General features: G+C 34.9%; 15 protein-coding genes. 7 read left to right on the top strand and 8 right to left on the bottom strand.

The genetic code is table 11. The annotated features are described in order from the left end of the window. Nucleotides 1-36: 36 nt before the first annotated feature. The 3 genes from Q0845_RS11755 to prfB form a co-directional block, all read right to left on the bottom strand. Nucleotides 37-2,475, bottom strand: a complete 2,439-nt coding sequence (locus Q0845_RS11755) for a TonB-dependent receptor (protein ID WP_298513179.1) — start codon at nt 2,473-2,475, stop codon at nt 37-39. A 131-nt stretch (nt 2,476-2,606) separates the two neighbouring features. Next, the gene (arsC, locus tag Q0845_RS11760; protein ID WP_298513182.1) at nt 2,607-2,948 is read right to left on the bottom strand and encodes an arsenate reductase (glutaredoxin); all 342 of its coding nucleotides are present in this window, start codon (nt 2,946-2,948) and stop codon (nt 2,607-2,609) included. Between the two features lie 148 nt (nt 2,949-3,096). Continuing rightward, nucleotides 3,097-4,204 (bottom strand): peptide chain release factor 2 gene (prfB, locus tag Q0845_RS11765; RefSeq protein ID WP_298513185.1). Its coding sequence is split into 2 segments (ribosomal slippage): nt 3,097-4,140 and nt 4,142-4,204, totalling 1,107 coding nucleotides; the frame shifts between segments, so codons are not numbered across the junction. Between the two features lie 140 nt (nt 4,205-4,344). Here prfB and Q0845_RS11770 point away from each other — a divergent pair. Both Q0845_RS11770 and Q0845_RS11775 read left to right on the top strand, forming a co-directional pair. Continuing rightward, a complete protein-coding gene (locus Q0845_RS11770) occupies nt 4,345-6,771 on the top strand; it encodes a zinc-dependent metalloprotease (protein WP_298513187.1) in 2,427 nt (808 codons plus the stop codon). 255 nt (nt 6,772-7,026) lie between these two features. Continuing rightward, entirely contained in the window at nt 7,027-8,049 is a 1,023-nt protein-coding gene (locus Q0845_RS11775; RefSeq protein ID WP_298513189.1) for a low specificity L-threonine aldolase, read from the top strand. Between the two features lie 61 nt (nt 8,050-8,110). On the opposite strand, the gene Q0845_RS11780 is transcribed toward Q0845_RS11775, so the two are convergent. After that, nucleotides 8,111-8,440 (bottom strand): YegP family protein, encoded by a 330-nt coding sequence (locus tag Q0845_RS11780; protein WP_298513191.1) that lies wholly within the window; start codon nt 8,438-8,440, stop codon nt 8,111-8,113. Nucleotides 8,441-8,689: 249 nt separating this feature from the next. Here Q0845_RS11780 and Q0845_RS11785 point away from each other — a divergent pair, with 249 nt between their 5' ends. Then, complete coding sequence (locus Q0845_RS11785) at nt 8,690-10,369, top strand: OmpA family protein (RefSeq protein ID WP_298513194.1); 1,680 nt, start codon at nt 8,690-8,692, stop codon at nt 10,367-10,369. 85 nt (nt 10,370-10,454) lie between these two features. On the opposite strand, the gene Q0845_RS11790 is transcribed toward Q0845_RS11785, so the two are convergent. The 3 genes from Q0845_RS11790 to Q0845_RS11800 all read right to left on the bottom strand — a co-directional run bounded on the left by Q0845_RS11790 (nt 10,455) and on the right by Q0845_RS11800 (nt 11,638). Next, nucleotides 10,455-10,712 (bottom strand): hypothetical protein, encoded by a 258-nt coding sequence (locus Q0845_RS11790; protein WP_298513196.1) that lies wholly within the window; start codon nt 10,710-10,712, stop codon nt 10,455-10,457. A gap of 224 nt (nt 10,713-10,936) precedes the next feature. Beyond that, complete coding sequence (locus tag Q0845_RS11795; RefSeq protein ID WP_298513198.1) at nt 10,937-11,146, bottom strand: hypothetical protein; 210 nt, start codon at nt 11,144-11,146, stop codon at nt 10,937-10,939. Between the two features lie 168 nt (nt 11,147-11,314). Continuing rightward, a complete protein-coding gene (locus Q0845_RS11800; protein WP_298513201.1) occupies nt 11,315-11,638 on the bottom strand; it encodes a YbaB/EbfC family nucleoid-associated protein in 324 nt (107 codons plus the stop codon). Between the two features lie 141 nt (nt 11,639-11,779). Here Q0845_RS11800 and Q0845_RS11805 point away from each other — a divergent pair, with 141 nt between their 5' ends. The 3 genes from Q0845_RS11805 to Q0845_RS11815 all read left to right on the top strand — a co-directional run bounded on the left by Q0845_RS11805 (nt 11,780) and on the right by Q0845_RS11815 (nt 16,460). Further along, entirely contained in the window at nt 11,780-13,840 is a 2,061-nt protein-coding gene (locus Q0845_RS11805) for a S9 family peptidase (RefSeq protein WP_298513204.1), read from the top strand. Between the two features lie 85 nt (nt 13,841-13,925). Then, nucleotides 13,926-14,966: a PLP-dependent cysteine synthase family protein gene (locus tag Q0845_RS11810; RefSeq protein ID WP_298513206.1), complete on the top strand. Its 1,041-nt coding sequence runs from the start codon at nt 13,926-13,928 to the stop codon at nt 14,964-14,966. 234 nt (nt 14,967-15,200) lie between these two features. Continuing rightward, nucleotides 15,201-16,460 carry an aminotransferase class I/II-fold pyridoxal phosphate-dependent enzyme gene (locus Q0845_RS11815; protein ID WP_298513209.1) on the top strand — a complete coding sequence of 420 codons (1,260 nt, stop codon included), beginning with the start codon at nt 15,201-15,203 and terminating at the stop codon, nt 16,458-16,460. 79 nt (nt 16,461-16,539) lie between these two features. Here Q0845_RS11815 and Q0845_RS11820 read toward each other — a convergent pair whose 3' ends face one another. Continuing rightward, complete coding sequence (locus tag Q0845_RS11820) at nt 16,540-17,325, bottom strand: DUF4440 domain-containing protein (protein WP_298513211.1); 786 nt, start codon at nt 17,323-17,325, stop codon at nt 16,540-16,542. A gap of 292 nt (nt 17,326-17,617) precedes the next feature. Here Q0845_RS11820 and Q0845_RS11825 point away from each other — a divergent pair, with 292 nt between their 5' ends. Further along, the gene (locus tag Q0845_RS11825; RefSeq protein WP_298513213.1) at nt 17,618-18,820 is read left to right on the top strand and encodes a DUF4856 domain-containing protein; all 1,203 of its coding nucleotides are present in this window, start codon (nt 17,618-17,620) and stop codon (nt 18,818-18,820) included. Nucleotides 18,821-18,894: the final 74 nt, after the last annotated feature.

Raw genomic sequence — 18,894 nt, forward strand, 5'->3', positions numbered from 1 at the left:
GACGTTTTATAAAATATAAGCTTTAAAATCAGCTATTTATGGTGCAGCGCTAAATCCGCCTTCATCATCAAAGTTTCGCCCACCATTACCACGTTCTCGTTTCTTTTTCTGATTGAAACGATAAGTAAATGACAAGTTAAAAGTACGTTCTCTCCATTGGAATTCACCTTCGCTTCTAAAAGTGTCTGTAAACGATTCTGATTGTCTTTTTCTAGAATTAAACACGTCACTTACGTTGAAAGCTATAGAAGCTTTGTCTTTGAATAAATCTTTGCTGAATGCTAAATTGGCAGAAAATAATCCTTTGCGGATGTTTTGTGCATCTTCGTTTGGTCCGCGATAAAATAAACGTGTTTGCCAATCAATATTACCAGGAAGTGTTACTTTATTGTTGATACGAACGAACCAACTTAAGTTGTCAGCATCAAAATTAACACCATTAAATTCTCCACGATTATACGATTGAAATAAGTTAAAGTTTCCATTCAATCGCCATTTGCGAGAAGGATTATAAGTCAATGTAAATTCAAATCCAAAACGGTCATTTCTAGCTAAGTTAATAGGCGTTCTACGAATAATTGGCACTTCTTCACCATTCAAAATAGTCGTTTGTCCAGTATCTTCACTTATAAAATTAAAAACATCTGTTGAGCGTTGAAAATACACCGATGTATTCAATGTAAGCTTTCCAAAACGATTCAAATAACCCAAGTCAATTCCGTTAGAAAAACTCGGATCAATATCTGGATTTCCCTGAAAAACATTCGTAATACTTGAACGCGAAGGAAATGGATTGATAAAGCGTGAACGCGGTCTGCGGATTCTTCTATTATACCCTAATGTGATACTTTGATTTTCTGAAATTTCGTATCCTAAATTAACCGTAGGGAAGAGGCTGACGTATGTTTTTCGGTCAAAATCGCCACTTGTCAATTGATCAATGGTAATACGAGTATCTTCTAATCGTAAACCTAACAAGAAAGAAAATTTATTATTGACTTTATTCCCGTATTGCGTGTAAACAGCATTTACATATTCACGATAGTTTAGCACATTGCTCAAATTAGTATCTGGCACAAATGTATCATTCTCCAAAAAGGCAACTAAATAATCAGTATTTAAATCTAAGAAGTTTCCGCGATACCCAATCTCAAATTGTGCGGTTTCACTTAATGGAACAGTATAATCAGTTTGTAATAAAATACGATCTTGATCTTCAGTAGTAGCAACTTGCTCTGCTAATTGTCCGTTGACTAAAATAAACGATTTTTCAGCTTCGGTACTACTTTCAAACTGGAAGTCAGCAGTTAATTTGTGACCACTTTCCTCAAAGTTTCTGTCAAAATTCAAAGCATACTGAATCGTTTTATCATCTTCGGTTTCAGGATCAAAACGCGTACTGACATTGGTTATGTTAAAACCAGAATCAAATTGCGTTAAAATATTAGAAGTTTCACTTTCATTATCGCTATTTCGGTAGACCAAAGAAGCTGTCAGCGAAGTTTTATCATTCACATACCATTCTACTCCAAAATTAGAATTGAATCCTTTTCGGATACGATCAAACTCTCGGTCTTCTTCTAAAAATGTATTGGGTTCGTCTCCGTTAAAATATTCCGTAAATGTGTTTGAATTTCCGGGAACTTCTCGATAATTATATCCAGATGTTGTAAAGAAATTAAAATCGCCAGTACGATAGTTGATATTTCCAGAAACACCATATCCTTTTGGATATGCAACATTGGTAGTAATAGCTCCGTTGATACCTTGTAATTTGCTACGACGCAAAATGATATTTAAAATTCCAGCCGTTCCTTCGGCATCATAACGTGCTGATGGAGAAGTAATAATTTCTACTTTTTCAATCGCTTCTGCGGGAAGTTGTCGCAATGCATCTGTAGAGTTTAAACCGACCAAACCAGAAGGTTTTCCGTTAATTAAAATACGAACGTTGTCATTTCCGCGCAAGGCTACATTTCCTTCCACATCTACAGAAACAGAAGGTACATTGTCCAAAACATCACTTACGGTTCCACCGCGAACGGTTAAATCTTTTCCAACATTATAAATCTTTTTATCGAGTTTAATTTCAACCGTTGTTTTCTCGGCAATAACTTCAATTGCTTCCAAAGCTTGTGCATCTTCGGCAAGGAAAAAAGTTCCGATGGACATATTTTCTTGTAATGACTTTCCTTTGATTTGTTGCGATTTAAACGAAATAAACTCTATCGTAATATCATAGACATCAGCTTCAACTTCAATAGAAAAAGTGCCTTTGGCAGTGGTAATTCCGCCTGTAACCGATCTTTTTTTGGCAGTATCTTGAAAAATAATAGTAGCATATTCTAGTGGTTGATTGGTAGATTTATCAAACACTTTTCCTGTAATGGTGACTTTTTTAGCTTGTTTTTTATTTTGTCCCAATACAGTAGTAATCGTTCCTATAAAGCATAGGAAAAAGAGTAATTTTTTCATTTTGGTGATTCGTTTCTTTGTGTATATAGCTTTTTGATGTCGGTTGGACTGCAAAGAAACGGTATGGTTTAACCGATAATGGTTAAAGTTCTGTTAAAAGAAAAACCTAGCGATGAGGCTAGGTTTTTGAGTTATAAAATTGTTTTAATATTTTCTGGAGGTCTTCCGATAACGGCTTTATCTCCGTTGACAACAATTGGTCGTTCCATCAATTTAGGATTGGAAAGCATCAATTTGATAATATGTGCTTTAGAAATCCTTTTGTCTTTGTAGTTTTCTTTCCAAAAAGCTTCCTTTTGTCGTACCAAATCAATCGGTTCAATACCAAGCATTTCAATAATCTTTGTTAATTCGTCTAACGAAAGTCTATTTTCTAAATACTTTATAATTATAAATTCTTTTCCAGATTCTTTCAAAATAGCCAATCCTTCTCTGGATTTTCCGCATCTTGGATTATGATATATTTTTAGCATGTTTTTTTATTAGGTATTAGGTATTAGGTATTAGTATTGAGTATTGAGTGGTTTTACACAAGTGAAAAAATCTAACAAATCTAACAGCGTAGCGGTCTAAAAGATTTCGTGCAAGCGAAAACGTGTCTAAAGCAAGGCGTGTCTAAACTCAAAGAGTTTCTTCATCTTTTTTCTGTCCCATAGTCATTAAATAGGCTTTTAAAAATTCATCAATTTGCCCATTCATCACGGCATCAACATTTCCTGTTTCGTGCGCCGTACGTACATCTTTTACTAATTTATACGGATGCATTACATAATTTCGGATCTGTGATCCCCATTCGATCTTCATTTTCCCGGCCTCAATGTCTTCACGAGCTTCCATCTGTTTTTTCAACTCAATCTCATACAACTGCGACTTCAACATTTGCATGGCTCTTATTCGGTTGTCTTGTTGTGATCGTGTTTCCGAACAAGAAATCTGAATTCCAGAAGGTTTGTGTTTTAACTGTACTTTGGTTTCAACTTTGTTTACATTTTGCCCACCAGCGCCACTAGAACGAGATGTAATGATTTCAATATCTGCAGGATTAATGTCAATTTCAATTGAGTCATCTACCAAAGGATATACATATACAGACGCAAATGACGTATGACGTTTGGCATTACTGTCAAAAGGAGAAATACGCACCAAACGATGCACACCATTTTCACCTTTCAACCAACCAAAAGCATAATCGCCTTCAATCTCTAAGGTAACAGTTTTAATTCCAGCCACATCACCTTCTTGGTAGTTGAGTTCTTTGACTTTATAACCTTGTTTTTCGGCAAACATCAAGTACATTCGCATGAGCATGCTTGCCCAATCACAACTTTCAGTTCCGCCAGCTCCAGCCGTAATTTGTAGTACAGCACTCATACTGTCGCCTTCTTCAGACAACATATTTCGGAACTCTAAATCTTCTATTTTAGTCGTTGTTTTTTCAAATTGTGTTTCGACTTCTTCTAGGGAAGCGTCGCCTTCTTTATAGAATTCATAGAGCACTTCCAAATCGCCGATTAAATCGGAAACTTCATTATAATCACTAACCCATTTTTTTTCTCCACGGAGCTGTTTCATAATGATTTCAGCTTCTTTCGGGTTGTCCCAAAAGTCAGGAGCATAGGTTTTTTCTTCTTCGTTGGAAATTTCTATCAGTTTGGCATCTATGTCAAAGATACCTCCTTAACGCACCAAGGCGATTGATAAGATCTTTTATCTGATCTGATGTTATCATGTTTATTCTTTTAATTCCTACAAAAATAAGATGTTTTACGTATATTCATAGCCTAAAGTAAAAAAACCGCTAGAATCAACAATACTGCTGTTTTATGTCACAAAATCAACAGTGTTGGCTTTATATAAATAAAACGAATAATGAATAAATATACTTTCTTGATTTTCATTTTCTTATGCACCTCTGTTGGTATTTCGCAAGAAGAAAAGAAAAAGAAAATCTATCCGCGAGAACATTATACAGGACTTTTTAATTTTTCTTACGAAGAGAAAACCGATAAAATCTTTTTGGAAGTAGAAAAACTGGATGAAGATTTTCTATATGTATATTCACTAGCAAGCGGTGTTGGTTCTAATGATATAGGCTTGGATAGAGGACAGATTGGCGATGGCGTTGTAGTGCAATTTCAAAAAATGGGGAACAAACTCATGTTGGTACAGCCTAATTTGCAATACAGAGCCAATACAACCAACAGTTTGGAACAAAAAAGTGTAGAGCAAGCTTTTGCGAAATCAGTGTTATTTGGTTTCCCGATTATTTCTGAAAAAGACAAAAAATATACGATTGATATAACTCCTTTTTTACTGGAAGATGCACATGGCGTAATTGAAACTTTGGCATCAAAAAAGCAAGGTGTGTATAAAATTGACAAAACTAAAAGTGCTTTGTCTATGGAAAGAACCAAAGCATTTCCCCAAAATGTAGAGTTTGAAGCTTTATTAACGTTTAAAGGAAAACCTAAAGGCGGAAATATTACAAGTGTTACACCAAACGCTTCTTTAGTTTCTGTAATTCAACATCATTCGTTTGTAGCATTGCCAGACGATAATTATAAACCAAGAGTCTTTGATCCGCGTAGTGGCGCGATTTATATTTCATATTACGATTATGCCACGCCGATTCAAGAACCGATGATGAAACGTTTTGTGACGCGTCATCGTTTGGAAAAGAAAAATCCGAATGCAACAAAAAGCGAAGCTAAAGAGCCTATTGTATATTATTTAGATCCGGGAACACCTGAACCAGTACGTTCGGCATTGTTAGATGGAGCTCGTTGGTGGAATGAAGCGTATGAAGCTATTGGCTATACGAATGCATTTCAGGTAAAAATGTTGCCAAAAGATGCCGATCCGATGGATGTACGCTATAATGTAATTCAGTGGGTACATCGTTCTACACGTGGATGGAGTTATGGAGCAAGTGTGGTGGATCCTCGAACTGGAGAAATTATCAAAGGACATGTAAGTTTAGGAAGTTTACGTATTCGTCAAGATTTTTTAATTGCACAAGCTTTATTGAATGCTCCTTTTGAAAAAAATGATGCCAATTATCAGCCAATGTTACAAATGGCATTGGCACGTATTCGTCAATTATCGGCACATGAAGTTGGACATACCATAGGATTTGCACATAATTTTGCAGCAAGTACCAATAATAGAAGTTCTGTGATGGATTATCCGCATCCGACCATAAACATTAAGAATGGAAAAATTGACTTATCTGATGCGTATGCTGTGGGAATTGGATCTTGGGATAAAGTTACGGTAGCATATTCATACTCGGAGTTCAAATCTGCGGAAGCGGAAAAAAAAGAATTGCGAAAAATTTTAGACAAAGCTTATAAAGCGGGACATCGTTTTATTTCGGATGCAGATGCACGACCAATTGGTGGCGCACATGCAAATGCACATTTGTGGGACAATGGGAAAAGTGCAGTTTCGGAACTAGAAAATGTACTAGATGTCCGTGCATTGGCAATCAAAAACTTCTCAAAAGATAATATTCGTAGTTACGAGTCTTATACTGTTTTAGAAGACGTGTTTGTGCCGTTATACTTCTTCCATAGATATCAAACAGAAGCTACTTCTAAGCTAATTGGAGGATTGGAATACAATTATGCCACAAAAGGTGATGGACAGTTAATTACCGAAGTTGTTTCACCAAAAAAACAGCGCGAAGCCTTAAGTGCAATTTTGGAAACACTAAATGCCAAAACGCTGGAAATTCCGAAAGAAATACTCGATATGTTTCCACCAAGAGCGTATTCATACCGTAGATCAAGAGAATCATTTAAAGGAAATACAGGTGTCGCTTTTGATGCGGTGAGTCCAGCTGCAACAGCAAGTGATATGACATTGTCGTTTTTGTTTCATCCAGAACGTGTAGCGCGTTTAATTCAACAAAAAAGCCTGAATAAGAGACAATTGGATTTTATGGAAATGACTGAAATGATTTTGGAGAAAACATTATATAAAAACTATGCTAAAGCGTATGAAAGTGAATTAGGACACGCCGTGAATATAAATGTATTAAAGCATTTAATGTACTTGGCAAAACATCCAAACGCATCACCAGCGGTAAAAGCACAAAGTCAATATGTATTGCATACACTCAAGCAAAAAATTGCAAGTAAAAAATATAAGGAGTCGGAGAAAGCGTACCAATTTTATTATTTAGAAATGTTAGATCAGTTTAAAAAATATCCTGAAAAATTTAAAAAAGAAGCATCTCCAAAAATCCCTGATGGTTCTCCAATTGGAACTGACAATTGTCATTATAATCATTAAGGATTGAAGATTAACGATTGATGATTTTTGATTAACGATTTTTGGATACTGAATACTGAATACTGAATACTGAATTATGAAGCACTTCTCGATACAATTTTCTTAATAGAAAATCACTCGAAGTGACGTTATGGTAAAAAATAAATTATCAATTCGAGCATTATCGTAGATACCGAGCGTAGCTCATGAGAATGTCTTGAAACCATAAAATATCTCAATACACAATACTAAAACCTCAATACTTTTATATAAAAAATGCGAATTAATTTAATAAGTGATACGGTTACAAAGCCGACTCCAGCAATGCTAAAAGCTATGTTTGATGCAAAAGTTGGAGATGATGTTTTTAAAAAAGATGAATCCATCAACCATTTAGAGAAAAAAGTTGCTGAAATGTTTGGCAAAGAAGCCGCTTTGTTTTTTCCTAGCGGAACCATGGCAAATCAAACGGCCATCAAATTACATACAAATCCTGGCGATCAAGTGATTTGTGATAAAGATGCACATATTTATAATTATGAAGGTGGCGGCGTAAGTTTCAACAGTGGCGCTTCTTGTAAATTAATAGATGGACATCGCGGAATGTTTACGGCAGCACAAGCCAAAGCAGCTATTAACCCACCAGATTTTTATCACAGTCCATTAAGTGCATTAATTGCGTTGGAAAATACGGCCAATAGAGGCGGAGGCGCTTGTTGGGATTTTAGTGAGATTGAAAAAATACATGCAGTAGCGCGTGAAAATGATTTAGGTTTTCACCTAGATGGAGCACGTTTATGGAATGCCTTGGTAGAAAAAGGAGAAACACCAGAACAGTATGGAAAACTATTTGATACAATTTCTGTGTGCTTATCTAAAGGGTTAGGTTGTCCTGTAGGTTCTGTATTGGTTGCTGATGAAGAAATGATTCATAAAGCGCTGCGAATTCGAAAAATATTAGGTGGCGGAATGCGTCAAGCTGGATATTTAGCTGCCGCTGGAACATATGCATTAGACCATCATATAGAACGTTTGGCAGAAGATCATGACAAGGCAAAAGAAATTGGAAGAGTGCTAGAAAGTTTGGCCATTATCAAAAAAGTAGAACCCATAGATACAAATATCATCATCTTTTATCTGCAAGATGATATTGACGAACAAGATTTCTTAACCAAATTAGATACACTCGGAATAGACTTAATTGGTATGGGAAGTGGAAAACTCCGCATTGTCACACATTTAGATTATACAGCGGCTATGCATCAAGAGTTTTTAAAAGTCATACAGCAGATAATGTAAGTAAAAACAAAGCATAAAAAAAGCAGCGATTTCAGCTGCTTTTTTTATAATAGTATTTTTTCTACTCTGTTAGGTCTTTCGTTTCTGCGCTTCCAGCATTTTTCTTTACAGATTCAATTCCGTTTTCCATTCCTGCTTCACTAGCGTACATTTGACTACTTCCAATTATCTGTCCGTTACCAGCTTTTAAATTGAAGTGGAACTTTCCATTTTTAGCAGTTTTACGCTCAAATTTACTATCATCAGTTGAATTCTTTTTACAAGAATCTATACCGTTTTTAGCCCCGCTCTTATCAGCATATCCTTGGCTTGACATAATAATTTGCCCATTCTTAGCTTTTAGATTAAAGTAGAATTTTTGATTGTTTTCACTTTGGAATAATTCAAACATAGTTAATTAGAGATTTAGTTAGATGAGTAAATATATCAAAATATATTGGGAAAAGAAATGCTATAAAGTTCAATTTGGAAGTTTATACAGGGTTTTTCCCTAAAAAATGCTTTTTAACGATAAAAAAAAGTAGTTCAACCAAATATTATGCTGGCATAACATTTAGATAATGGTTTTCTGTTTCAAATAAATAATTTCGTACATTGTTAATCATTAATAACAATAAATAAATAATTAATCATTTAAGACATGAGAAAAAAACTATTTTTCGGACTAGCCTTAGCCTTTGGTTCTTTTGCATTCGCACAAGATTTACCAACAAATCCCGAGCCAGGTAAATGTTATGTTCGTTGTGTCACTCCTGATGTGTATGAGAATCAGGATGTACAGATTATGGTATCACCAGCTTACAAAAAGCTGAAAGTTGTCCCAGCTAAGTATACCACAGTAAACGAAACTGTAGTATCAAAGGTTGCAGGAGAAGAATTAGCTATTGTCCCAGCTGAGTACGGAACTGAAACTTTTGAAGTAGTAACTAAGGAAGCATCTCAACGTTTAGTGAAAGTCCCTTCACAAAAAAGTAGAGATACTGAAACTGTAGTTGTGAAAGAAGCAAGTTACAGATTGAAATTGGTTCCTGCAGTGTATGAAACTAGAACTTTTGACGTTGTAACAAGACCTGCATATCAAAAGGTAGAAATTGTACCAGCTGTGTATGAAACAAGAGATGTAGTCATCATGGTGAAAGAAGCTTCTCAACGTTTAGAGGTTATTCCTGCTGAGTGGGGAAAAGAAACTGTAACGTATAAGAAGAGAGAATACGGATCTTCAATTAGTGTTGTAAAAGCATCTTTTTCAAGTGATTTTGAAACTATTGAAGTAAAACCAGCTGCTGCTGAATGGCAAATGAGTGAAATTCCTCCAGCAGATTGTAATTCTTCTAACCCAGACGATTGTAGATACTGGTGTTACAAAGCTATTCCAGCTCAAAATGAAATTGTACCAGTACAACGTTTAGCTGCTGATGCTTCTTCAGTAAGAACTCCTGATTGTGATCCTAACAACAATGGTGGAAAGCCATGTGGAGAAGGAACATTTACAAGAACTATTATGGTAACTCCAGCTAGTACACGTGTAATTCCTATTCCTGAAGTTACAAAAACTATCAAGAAAACAGTAATGGTAACACCTCCAACAACACGTGTCATTGATGTTCCTGCGGAAATTAAAACAATGAAGCGTAGAGTAATGGTAACTCCTCCAACTACGGAAAGAGTTGAAATTCCTGCTGTAACTGAAACAGTAAAGAAAACAATCATTACAAACGAAAGCACACGTGTGGAAGATATTCCATCTACAAGCAAAACGTTTAAGAAAACGGTAATGACTTCTGCACCAAGCACAAGAACAATTCCAATTTCTCAAAAAGAAGCTACTTTAAAAACTACAAAATTAGTAGAAGATTCTCGTGTAGTTGAAACTGAAATTCCTGCGGTTTACAAAACAGTAACGAAAGAAGTATTGACTAAAAAAGGTGGTTTAACTACTTGGAAAGAAGTTGATTGTAAATTGTTGACATATAACAACTTAAACATTAACTGGAACTTAGGTAGTGCAACTTTAACAGAAGCAGCTAAGCGTGAAATTGATAGTAAATTATTACCAATTTTACAAAGTGGAGTTTCTGTAGAGATTGCTTCTCACACAGATTCAAGAGGAACTGCTTCTAGTAACGAAGCTTTATCTCAAAGAAGAGCACAAGCAGTTACTAACTACTTAATTTCTAAAGGAATCAACGCTAGTAAGATTGTTTCTAACGGATACGGAGAAAGAAGATTATTAAACAGATGTAAAGATGGTGTTTCTTGTACAGAAAGAGAGCACTTAGCTAACAGAAGAACTCAATTTAGAGTATTAGATCAAAAATAATCTAAAACACTAAGTTTTGATAAAATACAAAAAGGGAAGTCAATTGACTTCCCTTTTTTTGTTTGGTATTATAATTAGAATTGATCTAGAGCGGACACCAAAAAGAATCTACACAATGTCCTAAAGAGCAAGTTCCATATAAGCTGTTGTCTGGACAGTCTAAAACATCTGCTGTTAAAGGAAGAGGTTCTGGAGTATCATCTTTTGGGCAACCACCGTAAAGAAATGATCTCAATATAGTCTCACAATAACCACCAGTCTCTGCACCACCAGAAATAGTATTTTGAATGTTTGAAATTGATTCTTTGTTAAGTCTCAAATTTTTTAAGCTTCTTTTTTTCATAATAAATAATTTTAAATGTTTGTTGAGTAATTCATAGTTGTTTAAAATTAGCTTGATAGTCCTTGAAGTTTTTGAGGAAATTTCTGAAAATATCTTTTCAATTGCTGAAATAAAAAAAGAGCTACTTTTTATAGTAACTCTCTATTCAAAAAAGGGATATTTTTTTACTTATAAAAACTGTCTCATCCTAAAAAGATATAGCAAGTTTTAAAGAATTGTGAATACTAACGTGGTCCTGGACATCCAACAGCATCTGTTATTGGAGAAGGAACAGGGTCTTTAGTTGGTTCTGGAGCTGGACATTGCAAAATTAGGCTGACAGTATTACATCCGCCTGTTTTTGATTCAGGGAAAAGTCCTCCAGTAATACAATATTCAAAATTTGAAATTGCTTGCTTGTTTAAGGCAAGATTCTTTAAGCTTCTTTTTTTCATAATAAATAATTTTAAACGTTTATGAGTAATTAATAGTTGTTTAAAATTAGATTGAGAATCCTTAAAATTTTTGAGGAGATTTCTGAAAATACCTTTTCAATTGCTGAAACTAAAAAAGAGCTACTTTTACAGTAACTCTTTCTTTATGTTATAGTAGATGTAATTATTTTAAGAAAACATATCCATACCAGGAATATTAGGCATTCCATCTTTGGCTACGGCTGATACTTCTGTTTCATGTACTTCACCAGCGCGTTTTATAGCTTTATTTAATGTTAAAATTAAATAATCTTCTAATTGTTCTTTATCTTCCAAAAGTTCATCAGCAATCGTAATTGCCTTAATCTCGCGATTAGCAGTTACAGTCACACTTATTAAACCATCAGAACTTTTCTCATCAATCAAAACAGAATGCAAACGTTGCTTCGTTTCTTCTACTTTTTTCTGGGTTTCTTTGAGTTTCCCCATCATTCCCATTAAGTCTCCAAACATTTGTATATATAATTAAAGGTTACTATTTGCAAAATTATTAAATTGTGAGCTTTTTAAGAGATTTTTCAAATGAAAAAACGAGTAACCATCTTTTTAATAAGTTTTATACTCATAAATTCCTGTAAAAAGAATACTTCAAACATGAACAAAAATATACCTGTACCCACTATTGCCAAGAAACCTACAAAACTTGAAAAGCATGGCGATGTGAGAATTGATAATTATTATTGGTTAAACGACCGAGAAGACCCAGAAGTCATCGCTTATTTAGAAGCAGAAAACACATATAATGATGCTTTAACGGCACACACGAAGGATTTTCAACAAAATTTATTTGAAGAATTGAAAGGAAGAATTAAAGAAGATGATTCCTCAGTGCCTTATAAATTAAACGGATATTGGTATATAAAGAAGTTTGAAGAAGGAAAAGATTATCCAATTCACATCCGTAGAAAAGACTCGTTAGACGCACCTGATGAGGTTTTATTTGATGTCAACGAAATGGCAAAAGAGCATTCGTATTACAAACTTACAGGAATCAGTATCAGTCCCAATAATAAATTGGCGGCTTTTGGTGTCGATACGGTAAGTAGACGTCAGTATGTAATTCATATCAAAAATCTAGAAACAGGAGAAATCTACAAGGAACGCATTGAAAATACCACAGGAAGCGCTACGTGGGCAGCTGATAACAAAACGTTGTTTTATGCCAACCGAAACGAACAAACGCTGCGTTCCGAAAAAATATACAAACATACACTAGGTGATGCTGTTGAAAGTGATGCAGTTGTATTTCATGAAGAAGACGAAACATTTATGACTTTTGTTTACAAAACAAAATCTAAAAAATACTTGGTCATAGGTTCGATGAGTACATTGACAATGGAATACAGAATCTTAGAAGCCGATACTCCAGATGGGGAATTTAGAGTATTTCAAGAGCGTGTTCGTGGTTTAGAATACAATATATCGCATTATAAAGATCATTTTTATGTGATGAGTAATAAAGATGAGTCCGTTAATTTTAAGCTGTCTAAAACGCCTGAAACTCATACAGGAATGGAACATTGGGAAGACATTATTTCACATCGTCCAGCTGTATTATTGGAAGACATTGAAATCTTTAAGGACTTTTTGGTCGTAAGCGAGCGTGACAATGGTTTAAATAAAATTAGAATCATTCGTTGGGATGAAACGGAAGATTACTATTTGCCGTTTGACAATGAAACGTATACAGCCGATACGAGTGTCAATGTGGACTTTGATACGGATATCTTACGATATTCATATAACTCAATGACGACACCAGCTTCTGTGATCGATTTTAATATGGTAACAAAAACCAAAGAGGTTAAAAAAGAGCAAGAAGTATTGGGCGGAAAATTTGATAAAAATAATTACATCTCTGAACGTTTATGGGCAACTTCTGCTGATGGAACTAAAATTCCGATGTCAGTAATCTATCGTAAAGGTCTCAAAAAAGACGGGACAAATCCTGTACTGCAATATGCGTATGGTTCTTATGGTTCTACCATAGATCCTTATTTTTCTTCTCCAAGATTAAGTTTATTAGACAGAGGTTTTATCTTTGTATTAGCACATGTTCGTGGTGGAGAATATTTGGGCAGAAACTGGTATGAAACTGGAAAATTAATGCACAAGAAAAATACCTTTACAGATTTTATAGATTGCTCTAAATATTTAATAGAACAAAAATATACTTCACCAGCACATTTATATGCCTCAGGAGGAAGTGCAGGAGGATTGTTAATGGGCGCAATTTCAAACATGAACCCTGAATTATATAATGGAATCCTTGCTTCTGTTCCTTTTGTAGATGTTATCACTACAATGTTAGACGATAGTATTCCGTTAACTACTGGAGAATATGATGAATGGGGAAATCCAAATGAAAAAGCGGATTATGAATATATGAAGTCATATTCGCCGTATGATAATGTAGAAGCCAAAGCATATCCTAATATGTTAGTCACAACCGGATTGCACGATTCGCAAGTACAATATTGGGAACCTGCAAAGTGGGTTGCAAAGTTGCGAGAACTTAAAACAGATGACAATATTTTACTCTTACATACCAACATGGAAGCAGGACACGGAGGTGCTTCTGGACGCTTTGAAGCTTTGAAAGAAGTTGCCGAAGAATACGCGTTTTTACTGGACTTAGAAAATATAAAGGAGTAATTAAAAAATTTAACTTAAATTTGCAAGGTTTTGCTTATTTTCAAAACATATAAAAATAGAACCCTGTACCAACTTAATAGTTTTTATGGAACAACAAATTAATGCTTTTGATAATGTACTCGAACTTATCGGAAACACCCCTTTGGTTAGATTGAAGCACATCACAAAAAATATCAAAGGAAATTTCTACGCAAAGGTTGAGGCATTCAATCCAGGACATTCAACAAAAGATAGAATCGCTTTATATATTATTGAAGAGGCAGAAAAGAAAGGAATCATCAAGCCTGGTGATACTATTATAGAAACGACTTCAGGAAATACAGGATTTAGTATTGCAATGGTAAGTATCATTAAAGGATACGAATGTATATTAGCGGTAAGTTCTAAATCTTCGAAAGATAAAATAGACATGTTGCGTTCTATGGGAGCAAAAGTATATGTGTGTCCTGCGCATGTAAGTGCCGACGATCCACGTTCATACTACCAAGTAGCCAGACGTATTCATGAAGAAACAAAAGGTTCAGTATACATCAATCAGTACTTTAATGAATTAAATATTGATGCACATTACAACACAACTGGTCCAGAAATTTGGAAACAAACCAACGGAAATATTACACACTTTGTAGCGTGTAGTGGAACAGGAGGAACTATTTCTGGAACCGCAAAATACTTAAAAGAACAAAATCCAAATATCAGAGTTTTAGGTGTAGATGCCTACGGTTCAGTATTAAAAAAATACCACGAAACTAGAGAATTTGATGCTAACGAAATCTATCCGTATCGCATAGAAGGATTAGGAAAAAACTTAATTCCAACAGCTACAGATTTTGACGTAATTGATAAATTTATCAAAGTAAAAGATGAAGAAAGTGCACACAAGGCACGTGAAATCTCTAAAACTGAAGGTTTATTTGTAGGATATACTAGTGGAGCAGCGATGCAAGCTATAGAGCAATTGGCAGAAGAAGGTGAATTTGATGAAAATAGCAATGTTATTGTCATTTTTCCAGATCACGGATCAAGATACATGAGCAAAGTGTACAGTGACGAATGGATGAGTTCACAAGGGTTTTTTGATAGTAAAAATATTGAAGAAGCTCAGAAAATAGAATACATTAAATAAGAAGAAAAATATTTATTCTAACATATTCAAAAGCAGCATGATACAGATTATGCTGCTTTTTTATGTTATAGCCTCAAATTCCGTAAAAAATTTCTGAAAAAAATAGCAATCTAACATAAAGGGCTAATAATTATGATAGGCAGGTAAAAATATTTATTTTTGCCGTTGAAGTTTTCAAAAAAACTTCATACATTACAATAACCCGTATTGATACAATAAGAAAAACTGAGATAGATGAAGGATTTATTTGCTAAAATTTATAAGGATAAAGGACCACTAGGAAAATGGGCATCACAAGCAGAAGGATATTTTGTTTTTCCGAAATTAGAAGGAGAAATTTCTAACCGAATGAAATTTCAAGGAAAAGATGTCATTACCTGGAGTATCAATGATTATCTAGGTTTAGCAAACAATCCTGAAGTACGTAAAGTAGATGCAGAAGCTGCTGCAGCCTACGGTTCAGCATATCCAATGGGCGCACGTATGATGTCTGGTCATACAGACTTACACGAGCAATTGCAAAACGAATTGGCTGAATTTGTTGGAAAAGAAGCTTCTTACTTATTAAACTTCGGATATCAAGGAATGGTATCTACCGTAGATGCTTTAGTTTCCAAAGATGATATTATTGTATACGATGTAGATTCACACGCATGTATTATTGACGGTGTGCGTTTACACATGGGAAAACGTTTTACGTTTAAGCACAATGATATTGCTAGTTTAGAGAAAAACTTAGAACGTGCTACCAAAATGGCAGAACAAACTGGCGGAGGAATCTTAGTGATTTCTGAAGGAGTTTTTGGAATGCGTGGTGAGCAAGGGAAATTAAAAGAAATTGTAGCACTTAAGAAAAAATATAACTTCCGTTTATTTGTAGATGATGCACACGGTTTTGGAACGCTTGGTGCCACAGGAGCTGGAGCAGGACAGGAGCAAGGCGTACAAGATGATATTGACGTGTACTTTGCAACTTTTGCAAAATCAATGGCAAGTACAGGAGCATTTATTGCAGCAGATAAAGAAATCATAGATTATTTAAAATACAACTTGCGTTCGCAAATGTTCGCAAAATCATTGCAAATGCAATTGGTAGTTGGAGCGTTAAAGCGTTTAGACATGCTACGCACCATGCCAGAACTAAAACAAAACCTTTGGAAAATTGTAAATGCATTACAAAGCGGATTAAAAGAACGCGGATTTGACATTGGAACGACTAAAAGTTGTGTAACACCAGTATACTTAAAAGGAAGCATTCCAGAAGCAATGGCCTTGGTAAAAGACTTGCGTGAAAACCACGGAATCTTCTGTTCTATTGTGGTATATCCAGTAATTCCAAAAGGATTAATCTTATTAAGAATGATTCCTACGGCATCACACACTTTAGAAGACGTAGAACAAACGCTCGTAGCATTCTCAGCAATTCGTACACGATTAGAAGATGGAACGTATAAAAGAGTTTCTGCGAAGTTGATAGAGATGATGGGAGAGTAATTTTTTGAAGAAAAAATATATAATTTAAAAACCGTAGCATGGAATGTTACGGTTTTTTTATAGTACTAAAATAGAAATCTCATTCAACCCTAACAGCAACCTCCACAGCATTCCCATTCTCAAAAACTGTAAACTTTACAACTTTTCCTTGTGAATCTTTCTCAAAATCAAAACGTAAAGGAGCTTCTTTGATAAACAGCGAAGTTTCTGATGCAGCGAATAATTCAGAGTTCATTTTACCTGCTTTGATACGTAATGTACTGTCATTTGCATAAATAGTTACGATTCCAGTATTTGGTGCTTTGTAGGTTCCTGTCAGTGATTTCATAGCTTGTGCTGACAATTGAACATTCGGCTTTGCTGAATTCTTTGATGCTTTTTGATGATCGTAACTCAGCACGCGCGACATACGCCATGTTCCATTTTCGTTTTGCCAAACATGTGTGAATTTGGCAGACTCTACAAGTTGTTCTTTTTTACCGTTTTCAGTCAAATAAAAAAGATGTTCGCCAGTAATGATTGCACCGTAATTCTGAAGCGGATACACTTTTACACTTCCTTTTACAGCTTCTCGACGTAATCTTGTGTTCGGATCGGCGCAGAGTCCTTTTTTGACCAATTCAATCAACGTATTGGAAGTCTTTGTCAGTCCGCCTTTATCGTGATAAAACTCTAAATCGCCCGTTAAAAACTGTTTAAAATCGTCTGCCTCACAGGAATTATAAACTTTCCAGAATTGCGAATCTAAAGTCAAAATTTTTTCCTCTAAATTTTCTGATGTCTTAATAGTTGATTCTTGTGAAAATGCATTGTTTGATACTAAAAATATTCCCGAAAAGAGAATAAGTAAAATGTAATTCTTCATGGATTGTGTTTTTTGATTGATGAATAGTTATACTCTTATGACGACTCAGAAAACATTTGGTTACTGTTTGAAAAAAATGACATAAAAAATGGTGAAAATGTCTATTTATTGCGATCGAATTAGCCAGTTTTTATATGAAAATCGAAGATTGTAAATTGTTAAATAATTGATAGTGAGTTATTTGATTTCTTATTTTTAATTTAACTAAGATTAATTCTAAATAAGCTTGCTCAATTCAAATCCACATAATATATTTGCCAAAACAAACAGAAATACCAAAAAAACAATCAAAATGAAAAAAGCAATCCTAGGATTATTGACACTTTCAACATTTATATTTACATCTTGTTCTAATGATGATGATACACCTCCAATTGATTTGAATGAAGTAACTGCTCCAGCAACGTATACATTCAGCAGAAATGGAGCTACTACCGTAGATTATAATGGTCAAACGACAAGAATTGAAATGGGAGAAGAGTTTATTACGGCTCTTAAAGATAATTCAAGAACAGAAGCACAATTAGATGGAATGTTTGCACATGCCGAAGGAAATAATGACTTTAGTGATGCTACTTTAAACGCGTCTAATAAAAGTATCCGTAGCAAAACGGCGGCTTCTTCAGATTATTTTTCTGCAAATACTACAGATGCCAATGCAATTAAAGCTGATTTTGATAGTTGGATTGCAGCGCAAGTTTCTGAAGTTTTCCCAGCATGGGCAAACAATGCAACCGCTGGAAACGCTGGACAATTACAAGAAGCTGGTGGCGGATCTACACGTTACATCAGTGGAAAAGGATTAGAATACAATCAAGCAGTAAACAAAGGATTGATTGGAGCTTTAATGGCTGACCAAATGTTGAATAATTACCTAAGTACTTCTGTATTAGATGCTGGAACAAACAGAGCTGATAACGATGCAGGAACTGTTGCAGAAGGTAAAAACTATACAACAATGGAGCACAAATGGGATGAAGCTTTTGGATACCTTTACGGAACAGACAATGCAACCGCTCCAATATTAAACGAAGATAGTTTCTTAAACAAATACCTAGCTAGAGTAGAAGGTGATACAGACTTCGCAGGAATTGCTTCTGACATATACGAAGCATTCAAACTAGGAAGAGCAGCAATTGTTGCTAAAAACTATACCGTTCGTGATCAACAAGCGGATATCATCAGAGAAAAAATATCTACTGTAATTGGTGTAAGAGCAGTATACTATTTACAACAAGGAAAAAATAACTTAGGAACTGATAACGCAAGTGCATTCCACGATTTATCGGAGGGATTTGGATTTATCTACAGCTTGCAATTCACACGTAAGCCAGGAACGAACGCGCCATATTTTACAAAATCAGAAGTTGACGGATTTATTTCTCAGTTAATGACTGGAAACGGTTTTTGGGATGTAACACCAGCAACACTAGACGCAATTTCTGACGAAATATCAGCTGAATTCAACTTTACAACAGCACAAGCAGGAAGCTAAAAAAAATTATTTAGAATTAGTATAAAAAAGTAGCGAATGTATTAGGATAACACTCGCTACTTTTTTATTTTTGC

Source organism: uncultured Kordia sp. (assembly GCF_947489565.1).
In the GTDB taxonomy this organism is placed as follows: domain Bacteria; phylum Bacteroidota; class Bacteroidia; order Flavobacteriales; family Flavobacteriaceae; genus Kordia.